This window comes from Flavobacterium anhuiense (assembly GCF_900101855.1).
In the GTDB taxonomy this organism is placed as follows: Bacteria; Bacteroidota; Bacteroidia; order Flavobacteriales; family Flavobacteriaceae; genus Flavobacterium; species Flavobacterium anhuiense.
Window position 1 is genome coordinate 306,379 of sequence record NZ_FMVC01000003.1, and the last position, 16,698, is coordinate 323,076.

Consider the following 16,698-nt stretch of genomic DNA (forward strand, 5'->3'; position numbering starts at 1 on the left):
ACCCTTACTACTTTATAAATTAAAAACTTTAAAATTATGAAACCAATAAACACTAAAACCCACGGCTATATGGATTACATTATGGGCGTCTTTCTCATTGCTTCTCCGTCTCTTTTTAATCTGAATCACGAAAAGCCTGAGAGTAGTGTCTTTTATGTGCTTGGTGCAGCGACGATTATTTATAGTCTGATGACCGACTACGAGCTAGGATTTCTAAAAGTCATCCCCATGCCCATCCATCTGATAGTGGATTTTTTATCTGGGCTATTTCTGGCAGCCTCTCCCTGGCTTTTGGGGTTCTCAGAAACAGTTTACGGTCCGCATCTAACTCTTGGAATTATTGAAATTGGTGCCGCGTTTCTCACAAGCACGCAGCCTCGAAGACAGATTCTCTAAACTAAATTGAAAGAATCATCTAACAATAAAGCTGCCTTTTGGGCAGCTTTATTATTTAAATCAATTCGATCTAACTTAAAATCCTTCGGGCTTATCTTGTGCATCATGCCCATGTTGCTTAACCAGCTTATTATAGATTCCAAGCAACAGAAATGGAGAGGCCCACTGCCCAACGAAAAGAGCAGCATGTCGCTTGCCTAGGCATTTTAAAGCTAGTGAAGTTCCCATTGCGGCGAGCGAGCCGTAGAGAAACAGATCTGAAGGCAGCTTTGAAGTTTGTTCTTCTATGGCTTTGGCCGCCGTTCCTTCGGTGTTTTCATTTTCAAATGTCATAACTATCAGTTTTTAAAATTAATATCCTGAAAAATACATCTTCATATTAAGGCATATTTACAGAATTCAAATTCAGTTTTACAAACTGAAAATCAATAGTTTTCGATCTTCAGATTAATGCCAAACTCATATTGTTCATTAAATGCTCTACAGAGCCTAAAACTGTAAAATCACGGGTAAAAGATATAACGGCGGACAAGTAGCATTTCATAACTTAATTCATATTTATGTTTAATTAAATACCAAAGCAATGAAATTTAAAAAAGGAGAGCTGGTGCAACAGGAATTTGGAGGACCAGTAATGGAAGTCATAGGCTTTGAGCCGGATCTCATTGAAAATATCGTCACTCAATGGGAGGATGAGAAAGGCACTATTATCAAAGCAAAATTTATGCAAGATACTCTTATTCCTGCATCTTCCATAAAAAAGTAAAATGGCAGTCCCAAGGCCATCAGAGAGCGGTTTACTTTCCGCTCTTTTTTTTCTCCCTAATAGAGATTTCGCAAAACAAGAACTAAAATCCAGATCCAAACTACTGAAAATTATATAATTCCCGTGCCTTTAACTATAAAAATAGGCCATTGGCCTCTGATACATTTGCTTTTCTTTCCAATCTAACCATTAGATCTGGGTGCTTAAAAGTCCCTAATGCAAATTATTAAAATCCATAATTATGATAAACAACTTAAAGAAAATTAGTAGAAGCGCCAGCGTACTAAACCAGCAAAAACCTCAGCAAGTGCAACATTATGATATGATTGTGTTGAGCCACCTTCGGTGGAAATTCGTCTACCAACGCCCTCAACATCTCATTAGCCGAATGGCACAAGATATGAAAGTGCTTTTTATTGAGGAGCCCCTACCCAATCCGGACAATAAAGAACCGGGAACCTTGAGCATCATCAGCGAAAATCTCCATGTACTGCAGCCCAATGTTGACCGCATTGAAGATATTGCTTTAATTCTTCCCTCCTATACCGGCAGTCGAGATATAGGATCAGCTTGGTTCTATTCACCTGCATTCTGCCCTATTTTGGAATCTTTTAAATTTGACACTATCATCTATGACTGCATGGATGAACTATCTTTATTTAAAGGAGCACATGAGCAGCTGATGGATCAAGAAAAATATCTGATGGCCAATGCAGACATTATCTTCACAGGAGGCAAATCGCTTTATGAATCCAAAAAAAGGTTCCATCGGAATGTACACTGCTTTCCAAGCTCTGTTGACCGCAGTCATTTTGAAGAAGCAAAAGGCGAGATTTCCATTCCATCAGATATCGGCGATATTCCAATGCCAATTGCGGGCTATTTTGGGGTTATCGATGAAAGGATTAATTTAGAATTATTGCATGAAGTGGCAAAGAAACTTCCTGATGTATCTTTTGTCATGATTGGACCTCTGGCTAAAATTGAGCACTCTGACCTGCCGCAGACTCCGAATATCCATTATTTGGGAATGAAATGCTACAAGGAACTTCCTAGCTATCTAAAAGCTTTTGACATAGCTCTTATGCCTTTTGCGCTCAATGACGCTACAAAATTCATCAGCCCTACCAAAACGCTCGAATACATGGCCGCCAACAAACCTATTATCTCCACAAAGATTACTGATGTTGTACGTGACTATGCCCACTGCGTACATCTGGTAGAGAATGCAGATGAATTTGCACAAGCTACCCGAGAACTCACCGATCCCAACAGCGGTTCACAATGGGAGTGCCAGTATAGGGAAATTCTGGATAGGACTTCTTGGGATACCACGGCTCAAAAAATGAAATCTATCATTAAATCCTTTACCAGATGAAACAGACCGACATTTTAATTATAGGAGCAGGCATTTCAGGTGCAGTTCTAGCCGAACGCTATGCCTCTATTGGCAAAAAAGTGCTTGTAATTGAAAAGCGAAGCCATATCGCAGGGAACTGTTATGACTATACAGATGAAAACGGAATATTGGTCTCCAAGTACGGCGCACATCTATTCCACACCAATGATCAAACCGTATGGCGCTACGTAAACCAATTCTCCGACTGGTATCCTTGGGAACATAAGGTCAAAGCAAGAGTGGACGGAAAATCTGTACCCATTCCAGTTAATATCACCACAGTCAACGAACTTTTTGGGCTTTCCATCGAGGATGAACAGCAGATGAAAGTTTGGCTGGAAGAGAACCGCATACCAATATCCCGTCCGCGCAATGGCAAAGAAGCCGTTTTAAACCGAGTTGGCGCCGTGTTATATGAGAAAATGTTTCGGCATTACACTAAAAAACAGTGGGACAAATATCCCGAGGAGCTCGATGCTTCCGTACTGGAGCGCATTCCAGTGAGAACAAATTTTGATGACCGCTATTTCTCTGACGAGTGCCAAGCGCTTCCTGCAGGAGGCTACACACAACTTTTTGAGAATATGCTGGATCATCCAAATATAGAAATACTCCTTGATACTGACTATCTAGAGACCAAAAACCACTACAGTGGTTATGAGAAGCTATTTTATACAGGTCCAATTGACCGCTTCTTTGAATTTACTGGACAGCTCACTGAAAAACTTGAATACCGTTCGATCTATTTTGCTAAAGAGACCATTGATGCAGAATATTTTCAGGAAAATTCCGTAGTAAATTACCCTGGAACCGATACCCGCTATACCCGCATTGTGGAATACAAACATTTTGGGAATCAGAAATCCTCAAAGACCACTATAGTCAAGGAGTACACTACCGATGAGGGAGAGCCTTACTACCCAGTTCCCAATCCCAAAAATCAGGAAATCTACAGCAGCTATAAAACGCTGGCTGAACAGCTCCCTGATATCCATTTTGTGGGAAGATTGGCCAACTACAAGTACTTCAATATGGATGAAGCCTTTAAAAACGCGCTGGATCTATTTGAAAATCTGCAAGATAAAAACACTTTAAAAACAGCTGGATAATGGAAAGATTCAATACTTTTTTTATGGCAGGTTTTGAATGCGCTGACCACATCAATAGAAGCGGGGAAAGAATCAACCTTTTGAAGGAGACCCAACACGATATCAGGACAGAAGAAGACTACAGGGCACTCAACGCTATAGATATCAGAACGGTACGCGAGGGCATCTGCTGGAGCGAAGTTGAAAAAGCATCTGGAGATTTTGACTTCTCGAATGTGCTGACTCGCATAAGATCCGCAGAGAAATACGGCATTCAACAGATCTGGGATTTAATCCATTTTGGATATCCTGACGGGCTTTACCCTACCCATCCGCTCTTTGCTGAACGTTTTGAAAAGCTCTGCGAGGCCTTTGTCTTGTTTTATAGAGCCAATGCCACTCAGCCCCTGATGGTAGTGCCTATCAATGAGATTAGCTTTCTGGCTTGGCATTCTGGCGATGTGAGAGGTACAGTTCCTTTTGCGACCAACTCTGGATGGGACATGAAATACCATCTCTGCAAGGCGGCTATAGCTGGAATCAAAAAACTTAAAAGTACCGATCCCAACTGCACTGTCATTCTGGTGGAACCTTTGGTTAGAATCCATCCCACACCAGAGCATTACCATGTGCTGGATATCAACGAACACCAGTTTCAAGCCATGGACATCATAGCTGGACGTATGTGCCCAGAACTAGGAGGCTCGGAGGACTATCTGGAAATTCTTGGCTTTAACTACTATTGGGACTGCCAGTGGGAAGCCGAAGGGAAACCACTTCCTTGGCCAGAAGAGCAGGCAAAGGAAAAAAGAACGCCCCTTAGCGAGCTGCTTCAGACTGCTTACTACAGATACCACAAGCCTATTTTTATTTCCGAAACGGGGCATTTCGGACCGCAAAGAGCCTTGTGGATAAAAGAAATTGCCACTGAATGCCTCAAGGCTCAAGACAACGGCGTGGATCTTCAGGGCATCTGCTTATACCCCGCCACCGACCGTCCTGACTGGGATAATCTACAAAACTACTGCCAGTGTGGTCTTTGGGATCTTGACCGTCACAAGAATCGCATAGCCCATCAGCCTTATATTAATGCGGTTATTCAGGCTCAAAGCAAGTTCCAAAAACCTCAGAACGTACTGAAGCGCCTAGCCAGATTATTTGAATAATTGTCTCATTTAAAACCTAAAAAAATGAAAACCATAAAACCCATAGTAGGCATTACTTTTAGCGCCTTTGACCTTTTACATGCTGGACACGTGAGAATGCTTGAAGAAGCCAAATTGCACTGCGACTACCTCATTGTGGGACTGCAGACAGACCCAACAGTTGACCGTCCTGAAAAGAATAGACCAACACAGTCAGTTGTAGAGCGTTACATTCAGCTTAAAGCGTGCCGCTTTGTAGACGAGATCATTCCCTACACTACCGAGCAGGACCTCGAAGACATCCTACAGGCGTTCCCAATCGATGTGCGAATCATTGGAGAGGAATACCGCGAGAAAGATTTTACAGGAAAAAGCTATTGTGAGAAAATGAAAATCAAACTGATTTATAACAGAAGAAGACATCGCTTTTCCAGCAGCGGATTAAGAAAAGAAGTATACCAGAGAGAATCACTAAAACTAGTATGATATGATACATCCCGATACCGAAGTTCGTTTTATAAGCCCTGAGAAAGGATATGGCGTTGTAGCTACCAAACTGATCCCAAAAGGCACCATCACTTGGGTTCAAGATGATCTGGACCGTGTCTTTAAACGAAGCGAACTCCACAGCTTAAACCCGTTTATCAGAAGCCATCTGCACAAATATTCTTTTACCAACAGGCACGGAGATTTAGTGCTTTGCTGGGACCATGGAAAATTTGTCAACCATAGCTTCAATCCGAGTTGCTTTAGTACACCTTATGACTTTGAAATCGCCATACGAGACATCCATCCCGGCGAGGAACTTACCGATGACTATGGTTATTTAAACCTCGAGGAGCCCTTCAGCTGTATTGATGAAAACACCGATCGTAAGACGGTCTATCCTGACGATATTCTGCGATACCATCAACAGTGGGACGCACTGCTTTTGGAGCATGCGCGGGAAGTCCTTAAACTAGACCAAGCTTTGCTGGATCTGGTTCCAAAGAAAACTTGGTGCGAGTATATCAGTGCGGTGTACAACCCTTCCAAAATGCGCTCCATACTGGAATGCTATTATCAGCCCGAACCTTTGCTAAACGGCATGGCTCAGCGCTAAAGAAAGAGCCAAGAAAAGAACAATAGGAACTGTAAACAATAAAAAGTATGCCTTCAGAAATTGTAATGAAATGCAGCGCTGCGCTGAAAAGAAAAAAATGGAATGTCTCCTTTGCAGAAAGCGTCACCGCAGGCCGTCTTGCCTCTGAGTTTTCAATGACCAAAAATTCCGGAGCTATCCTTCGCGGAGGAATCGTATGCTATGAGGCATTTGTTAAAGAACAACTTTTGCATGTGCCTCACGAGATGATTCAAAAGCATAGCGCAGAATCTGCCGAAGTCACCAAACTTCTCGCCCAACAGACAGCAAAGCTCTTTAACGCAAAGGTAACGGCCGCCATTACAGGACTTAGCTCTCCAGGAGGAAGCGAAACTCGCCAGAAACCAGTTGGCACCATATTCTTTTATATCATCACTCCTACAGAGCAAATACGCCACCGCGAGCTCTTTCATGGAACCCCAGAGCAGATAGTGATGCAGGCCGTAGACAAGACTGCTCAACTGATACATGACGCCATAGAAAGTTTATAGGACATAAATATATTAAATAAAAAAGACCTGCAATCATATATAGACTGCAGGTCTTTTTTTGCGCGAAAGCTCTTATTGCTCTTGCGATTCCTCTTCTTCCGAAGCGTCAAAATTAATGGTGTTGTAGGCAGCCTCAGTGAGAATGGTATCAGCTTGTTTTTCCTCTTCAAGAGTCTGCTGGAGCAATTTTGCTGCCTCCTCTTCATTTAGAGTCAGGGCAAAAGCCGCAAGAGTTCCATAAGAAGCAATTTCATAATGCTCAATTTTTTGGGATCCCGCAATGATTCCCGCATCACGAACTGGACCTAGCTCAGTTTCCTCCATAATGCTTTCCCCTTCTTTAATGAGCCCTTCCATAGCTTCGCATTTTTTAGCGGAAGCCTTCACTCCTAAAATTTCAAAAACCTGCTCAAGCCTCGCCACTTGTTCTTGTGTTACAGCCAAGTGATCGTTTATAGCCGTGATCAAATTCTCCGAAGACGCATTCTTAGCCATTTTTGGAAGCGCTTTAGTAAGCGCTTTTTCCGCCCAATAGATGTCTTTAAGAGAATCTACAAACAATTCTCTAAGCCCTTCAGCCGCATTGGATTTTGCTGGCACGGCTTTTCCTCTGCTCTGAGCCTGTTTTGTCGGAGCCTTTTTGGCAGGCGCTTTCTTTGCTCCTGTCTTTGCAGTATCTGCTGTTTTCATAATATGCAATTTTTCAATTAAACTATTCCAAATCTAAAGCCCAAAGCCAGCCCGCGCTTACAGAATTCTATCTTAAGCTTATAAAATAAGCATCTATACCCAAAAAAGCATCATGGCAATTCTATAAAAATAAAGCCTTACGTTGAAAAGATATCTTTGTACGACCAGCTACATTTAGCGTTTAACCGCAAAACAAAAAGAAATGATAGAGAAAATTGACGCCCCCGAAAATGTTGCGGCCTTTAGAGCGAAAGGCACTGTAACAGCCGAAGATTACAAAAATGTGTTAGCTCCTGAAGTGTCCAAACTTGCAGAAAGGATCAATGAAATAAACTTTCTATTTGTAATTGACACCGATATCGAAAACTTTACAGCCGCCGCTTGGATGCAGGATGCCCTACTAGGCCTTAAAAATCTGGGAAAATGGAACCGCGCTGCAATCGTCACGGACTCCTCTAGAGCCATATCTTTTACCAATGGCTTCAGCTATCTTGTTCCAGGAGAATTCAGAGGCTATAAAAAAAATGACTTTCATGAAGCACTAAGGTGGGTAAGCACTGGAGAAGAACCAGAAAATAATTAAAAACAAATCTGTAACATCCTTTGACTAAGAGAGCCTAGGCTAATAATTAGGATTGCACTCATCAAAAGATTATTGACTATTCGAACTTTCTAAAACTAAAAAACGTCTTTTCAGACGTTTTTTAGTTTTTATCCTCAATTCTTCTTCTCAGCAGCTCCTTGAAAGACTCCTCTGCCACATGTTGGAGTGTTGAATGGATAATTTCGGTAAAATTCTCCTCACTCCAGCGTGAGGACGCATAGGTTAGCGTGGGCCCTGTATAGACATCTACCACAAAACAACGTGCGGATGAAATGGAAAAAAATAAGCACGGACAGCGTAACTCCATAAAGAGTAGATAATCCGTCATTCTTATACTCTGGGCAAGCTGCATCACATTCACAAAAAGTAGAAAGGGATCCGTTCCTGCCTCAGAAAGTCTATACCCAGCCTCCCTTAACGATCCAAAACAGAGCAATGCATTTCTCATCTCCAATTTTTTAAAAATCTTTTGGAACAACACACAGTTTCCTTTGCTCCCATCAACTACTACTACAGGTCCAAGCTTATTCATAACTTTAGAATTGACAATCTAGACAAAACTGCAAAAATTGTCGTAATCATTTTTTTACAATCTACAATGCATTTTTACAGGATCACCATGCACTTTAAAACGCAAAAAATTCTAAAGCAACTTCTCTATGCAGCTTCCTAAAAAGAATTGAAGTGACATGGAAATTATATAAATATGAATAAAAATTATATAAGCAGCACTGTGTAGTGAATTTAAATTTGCCTTACCTAAATCCAACTACCTATGTCTAAAAAACAGCCTACTAAGCTCTTATGCTGCTTGTTAACATTTGGCGTTCATGCGAATGTGCTCCCCAGTACCGCGATGCTGAAGACTATGAAAAACACATTCATCCCCTAATCGATTACACTACTATACAACCCTAAATTACCCTTATGAACCTAAAAAAAACAAGCACCGTTCTGTATTTATTTATTCTTTATTCTTCTGCCCTTGTAGCACAAGGCGGCCCACCTCCCCCAGGGCTTCCCGATGACACTCCTGATCTGCCTATCGATGGGCAGTGCACTTTGCTGCTGGCGGCGGGCATTATATTGGGTCTAATCGTTACCGTAAAACGCCGAAAATCCCACTGAGACTATTTTTTTGTATTTAAATCTTAACCCGAAACTGCACATGAAAAAACTGTCTACTCTTTTTTTGATGGCTGTGAACACTAGCTGCTTTTCCCAGCTATATTTGGCAACAGGGGCAAGCCTTTATGCCAAAAACGAAGTGCTTTATGTCAAAGAAAATCTTCATCTAAATGCTAATTCCAATCTCTATTTAAGAAATGAAGCCCAGCTCATTCAAGGAGCCAGCCTCTCTAACAATGTTGGTCTGGGCTCTCTTTCAGTTTACCAAGAAGGCACATCAGATAATTTTGAATACAACTACTGGTGTGCCCCTGTCGGAATGCCTTCCAATACAACGGGAAACTCCAGTTTTGGCATCACCATGCTCTCACGTCCTGAAACGGCGATTCTTTCGACCTCTTCGTCGATTCTTCCACAGGGAAGCTATGACGGCACTGCATCGCCTCTCGCAATCGCTTCCTCATGGATCTATAAACTTACCAATGCCAGCAGTTATTCACAGTGGAGCGCAGTTGGAGCAGCCACCTCTTTAGCTCCAGGCGAAGGCTTTACCATGAAAGGAACCTCTGGCACAGATCTTTTAGATCCTCTAGGACTCGGAATACCTAACAACCCTGGAGGTGCACAGCGCTATGATTTCAGAGGAAAGCCTAATAGCGGCAATATTAGCGTTACTCTAACAACGGGCAACGCCACACTCACCGGAAACCCCTATCCATCGGCTCTGAATCTGAACGCCTTTCTTTTGGATCCCGATAACCTTGCCATAACTGGAGGAACGGCCTATTTCTGGCAACAGGATAGAACCGTAAACTCCCACTATCTGAGCGCCTACCGTGGGGGCTATGGCTCCTATTCTCCTGTGAATGTGAATTCTGAAGGAATCTATGTGCCAGCGGCCTTTAACGCCTATAATCAGGATGGTACTCCAAACGCTGGCCCAGGATCTGGAACAGGAACTATTCTGCAACGAAGATATTCTCCGATTGGTCAAGGATTCTTGCTGAATGGAACTTCCAATGGCACGGCAACCTTTAAAAATGTCCATCGCATATTTTTTAGAGAGGGTACTGGAATCTCACAGTTCGAAAAAAAGACGCCACAATTACAAACGCAAAAGCAGGCCGAAGAGATAGAACCCCTATCCTATTTGAGAATAAATAGTATAATCAATGGCCAATTTACCAGACAACTTGCCTTGGCCTTTCTTTCTCAGGCCACAGATGGACCAGATCCTGGAATTGACGCGTTGAACATGACCACTGATCTGCCTGAAGACGTCAATTTCCGCATTGGCAATGCCTCCTACCTCATACAAGGAATCGCTTTTGATCCCTCAAAAAAAATTCCTTTAGCCGTAAAAGCATCCAAGGAGACGACCTTTAAGTTTCTCATAACAGAAACAGCCCATTTTGATTCCTCACAACCGATCTTTCTCTATGACAGCTCTGATGACTCCTACCATGACATCAGAAACATTGCCTATGAAATCAAAGTCCCTGCCGGTAACCACACCAGCCGCTTCTCCATTGCTTTCAAAGATAATCATAACCTAAGTCTGGAAGAAAACCCAGATTCAGAGCATTTTATAGTTTATCAGGACAGATTATCCAAAGCCATTAAGGCATCTAATCCCCAACTGCTTACTATTCACTCTATGTCTCTATACAATATGGCTGGAGAAAAGGTTTTTAAAGCAAAAGAGTTACAAACCGAACTCACCTACAGTTTCACTCCTTTTGGACTACCAGCAGGTGTCTACATAATAGAGTTTCTTACCGATGATAATCGCAAGATCACCAAAAAAATCCTGCTCTCTACAGATGGAGATAAATGAGGATAGACGATTAACTAAACAAAAATGAAAACTAAAATAAACGATATGCATACAAAATCTACCCTATACCGAACAGCCCTAGCAATGCTGCTTTTTCTACTTCTGACCGAAGCAAATGCCCAAATAGGAATCGGAACGATAACCCCAGATCCTTCCTCCATACTGGATATCTCCTCCACAGCTCAAGGAATGCTGGCTCCTAGGATGAGCACCGCACAGCGCACTGCTATTGCCAGCCCAGCTGAAAGTCTGCTGGTGTTTGACACCACCGACAAAGCGTTTTATTTCTATAATGCTGCAACTTCGGCTTGGATTAAAATGGCCAATGAAAGCACCTTAAAAAGAACCAATTACAAGCTGGTAAAATCAGTTGCTGATCTTGCGCCCGAACTTGCTGCAGGAGGCGGATCATCGTATTTGCTCAATACCAATACATTATATGAAATCAACGGAACCATTTCTCTTACACGTCCCATCAACATCAACAATGCATATGTCTCAGGCCTTGATGCCAACGAAGATGTGCTTTCCTATGCCGGTGTAATTTTTCAGGGTAATACAGGAGGCAGCATTCGAAACCTGACCTTAAGAGGTGCCACTGCCTTTGCTATTACGGGGCCAGGCGCGGCGACGTCTTCTTCCCTTCTAGTTCAGAATGTCGTTATAGACGGGATGAGTTCCAGTGTGGGTAGCATATCGGGTATCGGACTCTATTTTGGCAATATCATCCAGTTTGTCAACAATGCGAACGGCATTACTTATTCCAATATCGGCAATCTACTCCTCAATAACCAAGCTTGGGCTTCCAGCAACAATGGAACTTTCGAAACCTTTACGGGCACTTTTGGACTGATACAAAAAAACAGTGGTTTCAGCACCCTAAATGGCGCTGATGTAGCCATAGATGTGAGCAGTGCAACACTTAGCGTAGGAACAGGAGTATTACTTGGCACTGTCTTCTCTGGCACTACAACAAATTCTTCAGGCTACATTAATCGATATGCTGCCGCGTCGACCTACCCTGGCTACAACTTTAGCACAGCTTGGACCGTTGATGCGCCTGGCATACCAAGAGAAGGCGATGCCGATGCAACAGGCGATATTAATCTAGATGCCGCAGTTGGAGCCGGAACCACAACTTCCTTTACCGGAACAGGCACGGCCAGCAGGATAAAGCTTAACGGCACCACGACTTCAAACAATCTGTTCCGATTCACTAAAGATGGTAATAACAGAATCACCTATAGAGGAAACAAAACCAGATATTTTCAGGTAAACGCATCGGTATCTTATCAGGGAACAGGCTCTGATATTACCCTTATTCTTTATATAGCCAGAAACGGCGTTGTGCTTACTGACACTAAAGTCTATGGTAGGCCTTCTACGGGATTCTTATCCACTGCCGGTATCCTTGCGCTTCCGGTTGTGGGCACGATGCAGCTCAAAAAGGACGATTACATTGAAATATGGGCTGAACGCTACGACGGAACTGGTGGCATGTCCACTGTATCTTTAAACTTAAGCGCCAGATAGGCCTTTCTGCATATCACATTAAAGTAAAAGCTCCGTTATGGGGCTTTTACTGTTCTTGAACCTACATCTGTAAAGCCACGACTTTCCGCATAATGCCAAGAAACTGTCCATAAAACGTAATGTCAGATCTTCCGCTTTAAATATCTTTAAGGAAATCTGAAATCCAAAGAGCAAGGAGCTACCAAATTTACAAATAGACTCCTAGGTCATTTCTGAGATTAACAGAACGGTAATAAAAGCAATAATCGACAAAACCATTACATTAATTATGGTGTCTTTTCTTTTTCTTGATTTAATGGCAGAGCCATTTTTATATACTTTGTATTTTTTATCTTTCTTCATTTTATCTTTTTCAATTAAGCATTCGAAACAGAAAAATCTGTTATCAATCATCTTTTCGAAATAGTAGCACTTTCATTAAACTTGATAAATTATATTTAAAAGTGAACCCACCTACTACTAGATTTGTTCTCAAGTTCTGAAAGCTAAATTATAAGAGCTCAAAAATTGAGACTCACACAATTTCAGGTTATCATTATAAAATTCCCACAACTTTGAAAATAGTGTTGCAATAGAAGTCTTCTTCGCTATAAATGTTCCAAGTAAGCTAAGCAATTATACCTTTCATTTTCAAACAAATAGCTATCAATAAAATCTCATAAAAACAAACTTTAGCGCTTTTCTTCGTATCTAACACAATAAGGTTTGAAAATTAAAACCAAAACACAATGATTTAAAAACCAGTATATTAACTATACAAAAAAGGGGAATTTTCCCCTTTTTTGGTAGCTTCTCATTTATCTAATTTAGTCCAATCTTAAAAGCACCCTTAGAAGCCTAATTTTCTAATTACATTCTCCGCCCTAAATCTTATTTCTTCCAATAAAATTTCATTTAGTATTTATAATAATTTTTATCAAAGATGATTTTTGAAGTAATACAAATAATTACAGAACAAGTAAACAACTATCTCGAAGAAATTGGGTTAGATAAATCTGTTGTTCCTGAAAATATTGCTTTTTTAGAATCTCAAAATGATGAAATTACAGACGCGTTAAAAAATGCTGTGGCACTTACAATAATCAATTTAGATGAAGAAGCTACTTTAAAAAACTTCCCAAATCATAGTATAGAAAATACGAAAACCATATATAAGAATAGTGTTATCAACTTAAACTTGTATCTGCTTTTTAGCGCTAACAGAGATAAATATGTCAATTCGCTAAAAGATATTTCAAAAATTATTGAGTTTTTTCAAGGGAAAAAGCTTTTTACTCAAGCCAATACCATCTTTAATAGAAATAGCAGCGCTATGAGTAATGTAGACAACTTTAGGTTTACGGTTGAACTCTACACTCCCACTTTTGAAGAATTAAATTATATCTGGGGAACACTTGGCGGAAAACAGCTTCCGTCGGCTTTATATAAAGTCAGCATGATCCAAATCGAACGCAATATTGCACAAGCAGAAGGACATCTTATTGGTGAATTTACAGGAATAACTAAAAAGAAAGAACAGTCATGAGTTATTCTTCTACATATGGTTTGCTGTTTCAAGTGACGCTTCTTCATAATTATTTTTTGAATAATGGAGAAGAGACTTTTGCAAGCATGACAGATGATAAAAAAGAGAAAATGCTGCAGCAATTTAGTGCCGATGCATTTATAACAGTAACGCCAACTTTAGAAACCAATATTGTACTTAAAAACTACAAAATGGTATTTAAAAAAACCAAAACAGGTTTCGGAGTATATGTGAAAGTGAAAGATGAATCGGTCCCATTTATTAAAGTCCCTGCCGATTTGAACTTAAAATTTTTAATTAATATTAATGATTATCAATTTGAAAATTATACTAATCTTGATTTTGCTCTTACTCGAGCATATCTTTTCAGTAATGTAAAGCCATTGACTGAACCCGTTTCGTTTAAGTATCTTCCAAAAATAAGTGACAACAAACTGATTTCAAATGCCTATCTAGTATCTGAAAAAACCACTGCCGACTTACTTTCAACACTACAGTCGCCAGAACAGCAAAATGTCTTTGGAATTATTTCGCTAACCGCTAAAGGTGACAACAGCTCGGAAGATATTATAGACAATTCGGATAAAATGTTAAGCCCAAACTTTAAAATTCATTTTGACAATAGAAAAACAATTTGGAGATACATCGACCGTAAAGCAAAAACTGTAATTAAAACCAATACCGCAAAACCGCTAACGCGATCTGGTTTTGTAGAAATTGATCCACTTACAGATTTTACGCCTTCACAACCGGCAGAAAGTCAATATCCAAATCCATCTGTAAAATCAATAACAAAAATCGATAGTGATTACTATTCGGAAATATTTATTTAATAATTAAAAAACAAATCAATTATGGCAACAACTTACAAAACGCCTGGAGTATATGTTGAGGAAATCGTAAAGTTTCCCCCTTCTGTTGCCCAGGTAGAGACTGCGATTCCATGTTTCATTGGCTATACTGAAAAAGCCATGAACAAGATTAATGGAGATTTGAAACTGAAACCAACAAGAATAACTTCTCTTTTAGAATATGAGCGTTTTTTTGGTTTTGCAAAACCAGAGACAACAATTAGCGTTACCATTAATGACGTTTCAACTGAAAATGGAGACACGAGATCTATTGTTGTAGATCAGCCAACTGCAAAACAGCCTTTTTTGATGTATTATTCATTGCAGCTGTTCTTTGCAAATGGCGGTGGTCCTTGCTACATTATTTCAGTTGGGCGTTATGGAAATGATTTAGATGAAGAAGACATTCCAGTCACAACAATCACTAACAGCTCTAAATTGACCGACGGATTGGCTGAATTGGAAAAGGTAGACGAACCAACACTAATTCTATTTCCCGATGCTACAAGAGTGGATGCAATAACTCCAACTGATTTCTATGGATTGTACAATAGCGCATTAATGCAGTGTCAGAATCTTCAAGACCGATTTACTTTAATTGACACTTTAGGTTATGATGAATCAAGCCAGACAGATCCAAATATAGATGCTTTGAGAGGCGAAATTAGTGCTGAAAAAGACACTATTAAGTATGGAGCTGCGTATTATCCGCACTTAGAAACTATTTTGGACTACGCCTTTGACAGCAGTAAAATTATATTAAAACATTACTCCTACACGGCAAAAGCATATGATAAAATTGCTGAAAGTCTAGTAGCTATCGAAAGTCCAACGTTAGGAATTGATGCAACTGTAGCTAAATTAGTTGATGTTACGACTACTCCTGGAGATATTTCTGGACAAATAAGCGATTTGTTTTTACAGATGTACAGCAATGATGCAACTGGTTTTGATTTAGGCGGGACTTTTGTCAGCAATCCTGCTAAAAAAACAGCATTCTTGGAAAAATTGAATATTCTGCTTACTTCTTTAGAAAGTCTATCCCTTTTAAGAAATTCATTAAACGACGAAGCAAATGCTGCAATCAGCACAATATCTGACGAGGATATGGTTATTGCAAATAACATCACAAGTGCTTTGACTACTTTTAATTCAAATTTTACCGCTGCAAATAAAATTGACTCTGTATATAAAAATTTAAAGACGTTAAAGAAAAAAATACAGGACGAGAACGCAACTGCTAAATTGCTTAAAATTGTATCGACTGACACTGTAAGTTTTGATAAAGAATTAAAAAAACTTGTAGAGTATGCTCCTTTAAATAGTCAAACTGCAATTACAGTATCTACAAATAATTTTTCCAATATAAAAGCTGACCTTCTTGCACTTTTAAATGCTATTAAATCTGTGAGCGGAAAAGATGTAAACAATGGGGCTTTAAACGGAAGAAAATTAAGCACTTTAGAAAGCATCGACAATGCAACTTACAACAAAATCCTTACTGAAATTTACAACCTGCCAATAACTCTTCCTCCAAGCTCTGCTATTGCTGGGGTTTATGCAAGAGTTGACAGAGATAGAGGTGTTTGGAAAGCTCCTGCAAATGTAAGCTTGAATTATGTCATAAAACCAACAGTTAAAATAACAAATACCATTCAGGACAACTTAAATGTTGATACTGTCGCAGGTAAATCTATAAACGCTATCAGAACATTTACCGGTAAGGGAACCTTGGTTTGGGGGTCAAGAACCTTAGCCGGTAACGATAGTGAATGGCGTTATGTACCTGTTCGCCGCTTCTTCAACATGGCTGAGGAATCAATTAAAAAGGCGACCGAACAGTTTGTTTTTGAACCTAACGATGCCAATACTTGGATAAGAGTAAGAGCTATGATTGAGAATTTCTTAATTCTTCAATGGAGAGCTGGAGCTTTGGCTGGAGCAAAACCAGAACAAGCATTTTACGTAAGAATCGGTCTAGGACAAACCATGTCTGCTATGGATATTTTAGACGGTAAAATGATTATCGAAATCGGTATGGCAGTAGTTCGTCCGGCTGAGTTCATCATTCTTCGTTTCTCTCACAAAATGCAGGAATCTTAAT

18 protein-coding genes are annotated in these 16,698 nt (G+C 40.2%); 14 read left to right on the top strand and 4 right to left on the bottom strand.

The features are described 5' to 3' along the window. Positions 1-36 precede the first annotated feature (36 nt). Entirely contained in the window at positions 37-396 is a 360-nt protein-coding gene (locus BLP44_RS09330) for an SPW repeat domain-containing protein (RefSeq protein ID WP_091132068.1), read from the top strand. Between the two features lie 75 nt (positions 397-471). Here the strand turns inward: BLP44_RS09330 and BLP44_RS09335 are convergent, their stop codons facing one another. Beyond that, entirely contained in the window at positions 472-729 is a 258-nt protein-coding gene (locus BLP44_RS09335) for a hypothetical protein (protein ID WP_008463623.1), read from the bottom strand. 250 nt (positions 730-979) lie between these two features. Here BLP44_RS09335 and BLP44_RS09340 point away from each other — a divergent pair, with 250 nt between their 5' ends. The 7 genes from BLP44_RS09340 (at position 980) to BLP44_RS09370 (ending at position 6,426) form a co-directional block, all read left to right on the top strand. Then, positions 980-1,162, top strand: a complete 183-nt coding sequence (locus BLP44_RS09340) for a YodC family protein (protein WP_091132071.1) — start codon at positions 980-982, stop codon at positions 1,160-1,162. Between the two features lie 241 nt (positions 1,163-1,403). Then, positions 1,404-2,540 (top strand): glycosyltransferase, encoded by a 1,137-nt coding sequence (locus tag BLP44_RS09345; protein WP_091132076.1) that lies wholly within the window; start codon positions 1,404-1,406, stop codon positions 2,538-2,540. Further along, a complete protein-coding gene (gene glf, locus BLP44_RS09350) occupies positions 2,537-3,670 on the top strand; it encodes a UDP-galactopyranose mutase (RefSeq protein ID WP_091132079.1) in 1,134 nt (377 codons plus the stop codon). Before BLP44_RS09345 ends, glf begins: the two co-directional genes overlap by 4 nt. Continuing rightward, a complete protein-coding gene (locus tag BLP44_RS09355) occupies positions 3,670-4,815 on the top strand; it encodes a glycoside hydrolase family 1 protein (protein ID WP_091132082.1) in 1,146 nt (381 codons plus the stop codon). The genes glf and BLP44_RS09355 overlap by 1 nt, the downstream gene beginning before the upstream one ends. Positions 4,816-4,839: 24 nt before the next feature. Further along, positions 4,840-5,280: an adenylyltransferase/cytidyltransferase family protein gene (locus BLP44_RS09360; protein ID WP_008463616.1), complete on the top strand. Its 441-nt coding sequence runs from the start codon at positions 4,840-4,842 to the stop codon at positions 5,278-5,280. A 1-nt stretch (position 5,281) separates the two neighbouring features. Continuing rightward, positions 5,282-5,896 (top strand): SET domain-containing protein, encoded by a 615-nt coding sequence (locus BLP44_RS09365; RefSeq protein WP_008463614.1) that lies wholly within the window; start codon positions 5,282-5,284, stop codon positions 5,894-5,896. 47 nt (positions 5,897-5,943) lie between these two features. After that, positions 5,944-6,426, top strand: coding sequence for a CinA family protein (locus BLP44_RS09370; protein WP_091132086.1), 483 nt, complete (start codon positions 5,944-5,946; stop codon positions 6,424-6,426). A gap of 72 nt (positions 6,427-6,498) precedes the next feature. Here BLP44_RS09370 and BLP44_RS09375 read toward each other — a convergent pair whose 3' ends face one another. Next, positions 6,499-7,116 (bottom strand): YciE/YciF ferroxidase family protein, encoded by a 618-nt coding sequence (locus BLP44_RS09375; protein WP_091132089.1) that lies wholly within the window; start codon positions 7,114-7,116, stop codon positions 6,499-6,501. A gap of 202 nt (positions 7,117-7,318) precedes the next feature. Here BLP44_RS09375 and BLP44_RS09380 point away from each other — a divergent pair, with 202 nt between their 5' ends. Next, positions 7,319-7,699, top strand: coding sequence for a SpoIIAA family protein (locus BLP44_RS09380; protein ID WP_066034795.1), 381 nt, complete (start codon positions 7,319-7,321; stop codon positions 7,697-7,699). Between the two features lie 121 nt (positions 7,700-7,820). On the opposite strand, the gene BLP44_RS09385 is transcribed toward BLP44_RS09380, so the two are convergent. Then, positions 7,821-8,252, bottom strand: coding sequence for a hypothetical protein (locus BLP44_RS09385; protein ID WP_091132093.1), 432 nt, complete (start codon positions 8,250-8,252; stop codon positions 7,821-7,823). A gap of 636 nt (positions 8,253-8,888) precedes the next feature. On the opposite strand from BLP44_RS09385, the gene BLP44_RS09390 reads away from it, so the two are divergent. Together BLP44_RS09390 and BLP44_RS09395 are read left to right on the top strand one after the other, a co-directional pair. Next, complete coding sequence (locus BLP44_RS09390; protein WP_244511719.1) at positions 8,889-10,685, top strand: T9SS type A sorting domain-containing protein; 1,797 nt, start codon at positions 8,889-8,891, stop codon at positions 10,683-10,685. A 24-nt stretch (positions 10,686-10,709) separates the two neighbouring features. After that, the gene (locus tag BLP44_RS09395; RefSeq protein WP_091132096.1) at positions 10,710-12,218 is read left to right on the top strand and encodes a hypothetical protein; all 1,509 of its coding nucleotides are present in this window, start codon (positions 10,710-10,712) and stop codon (positions 12,216-12,218) included. Positions 12,219-12,419: 201 nt separating this feature from the next. Here BLP44_RS09395 and BLP44_RS22935 read toward each other — a convergent pair whose 3' ends face one another. After that, positions 12,420-12,560, bottom strand: coding sequence for a hypothetical protein (locus BLP44_RS22935; protein WP_170830226.1), 141 nt, complete (start codon positions 12,558-12,560; stop codon positions 12,420-12,422). A 580-nt stretch (positions 12,561-13,140) separates the two neighbouring features. Here BLP44_RS22935 and BLP44_RS09405 point away from each other — a divergent pair. From BLP44_RS09405 to BLP44_RS09415, 3 genes are read left to right on the top strand one after another with little or no spacing between them, the layout of a single operon-like run. Beyond that, on the top strand, positions 13,141-13,743 hold the full coding sequence (locus tag BLP44_RS09405; protein ID WP_008463605.1) for a Pvc16 family protein: 603 nt from the start codon (positions 13,141-13,143) through the stop codon (positions 13,741-13,743). Continuing rightward, positions 13,740-14,576: a hypothetical protein gene (locus BLP44_RS09410; RefSeq protein WP_091132103.1), complete on the top strand. Its 837-nt coding sequence runs from the start codon at positions 13,740-13,742 to the stop codon at positions 14,574-14,576. The genes BLP44_RS09405 and BLP44_RS09410 overlap by 4 nt, the downstream gene beginning before the upstream one ends. A gap of 21 nt (positions 14,577-14,597) precedes the next feature. Next, the gene (locus tag BLP44_RS09415) at positions 14,598-16,697 is read left to right on the top strand and encodes a phage tail sheath C-terminal domain-containing protein (protein WP_091132106.1); all 2,100 of its coding nucleotides are present in this window, start codon (positions 14,598-14,600) and stop codon (positions 16,695-16,697) included. The last annotated feature ends 1 nt before the right edge of the window (position 16,698 follow it).

What these genes read in the sequence shown, in the direction of transcription:
- BLP44_RS09335 (WP_008463623.1), bottom strand. Translation starts at nt 729, where the DNA reads ATGACATTTGAAAATGAAAACACCGAAGGAACGGCGGCCAAAGCCATA.
- BLP44_RS09410 (WP_091132103.1), top strand. Translation starts at nt 13,740, where the DNA reads ATGAGTTATTCTTCTACATATGGTTTGCTGTTTCAAGTGACGCTTCTT.
- BLP44_RS09355 (WP_091132082.1), top strand. Translation starts at nt 3,670, where the DNA reads ATGGAAAGATTCAATACTTTTTTTATGGCAGGTTTTGAATGCGCTGAC.
- BLP44_RS09375 (WP_091132089.1), bottom strand. Translation starts at nt 7,116, where the DNA reads ATGAAAACAGCAGATACTGCAAAGACAGGAGCAAAGAAAGCGCCTGCC.
- BLP44_RS09360 (WP_008463616.1), top strand. Translation starts at nt 4,840, where the DNA reads ATGAAAACCATAAAACCCATAGTAGGCATTACTTTTAGCGCCTTTGAC.
- BLP44_RS09380 (WP_066034795.1), top strand. Translation starts at nt 7,319, where the DNA reads ATGATAGAGAAAATTGACGCCCCCGAAAATGTTGCGGCCTTTAGAGCG.
- BLP44_RS09390 (WP_244511719.1), top strand. Translation starts at nt 8,889, where the DNA reads ATGAAAAAACTGTCTACTCTTTTTTTGATGGCTGTGAACACTAGCTGC.
- BLP44_RS09330 (WP_091132068.1), top strand. Translation starts at nt 37, where the DNA reads ATGAAACCAATAAACACTAAAACCCACGGCTATATGGATTACATTATG.
- BLP44_RS09340 (WP_091132071.1), top strand. Translation starts at nt 980, where the DNA reads ATGAAATTTAAAAAAGGAGAGCTGGTGCAACAGGAATTTGGAGGACCA.
- BLP44_RS09345 (WP_091132076.1), top strand. Translation starts at nt 1,404, where the DNA reads ATGATAAACAACTTAAAGAAAATTAGTAGAAGCGCCAGCGTACTAAAC.
- BLP44_RS09385 (WP_091132093.1), bottom strand. Translation starts at nt 8,252, where the DNA reads ATGAATAAGCTTGGACCTGTAGTAGTAGTTGATGGGAGCAAAGGAAAC.
- BLP44_RS09405 (WP_008463605.1), top strand. Translation starts at nt 13,141, where the DNA reads ATGATTTTTGAAGTAATACAAATAATTACAGAACAAGTAAACAACTAT.
- BLP44_RS09415 (WP_091132106.1), top strand. Translation starts at nt 14,598, where the DNA reads ATGGCAACAACTTACAAAACGCCTGGAGTATATGTTGAGGAAATCGTA.
- BLP44_RS09365 (WP_008463614.1), top strand. Translation starts at nt 5,282, where the DNA reads ATGATACATCCCGATACCGAAGTTCGTTTTATAAGCCCTGAGAAAGGA.
- glf (WP_091132079.1), top strand. Translation starts at nt 2,537, where the DNA reads ATGAAACAGACCGACATTTTAATTATAGGAGCAGGCATTTCAGGTGCA.
- BLP44_RS09395 (WP_091132096.1), top strand. Translation starts at nt 10,710, where the DNA reads ATGAAAACTAAAATAAACGATATGCATACAAAATCTACCCTATACCGA.
- BLP44_RS09370 (WP_091132086.1), top strand. Translation starts at nt 5,944, where the DNA reads ATGCCTTCAGAAATTGTAATGAAATGCAGCGCTGCGCTGAAAAGAAAA.
- BLP44_RS22935 (WP_170830226.1), bottom strand. Translation starts at nt 12,560, where the DNA reads ATGAAGAAAGATAAAAAATACAAAGTATATAAAAATGGCTCTGCCATT.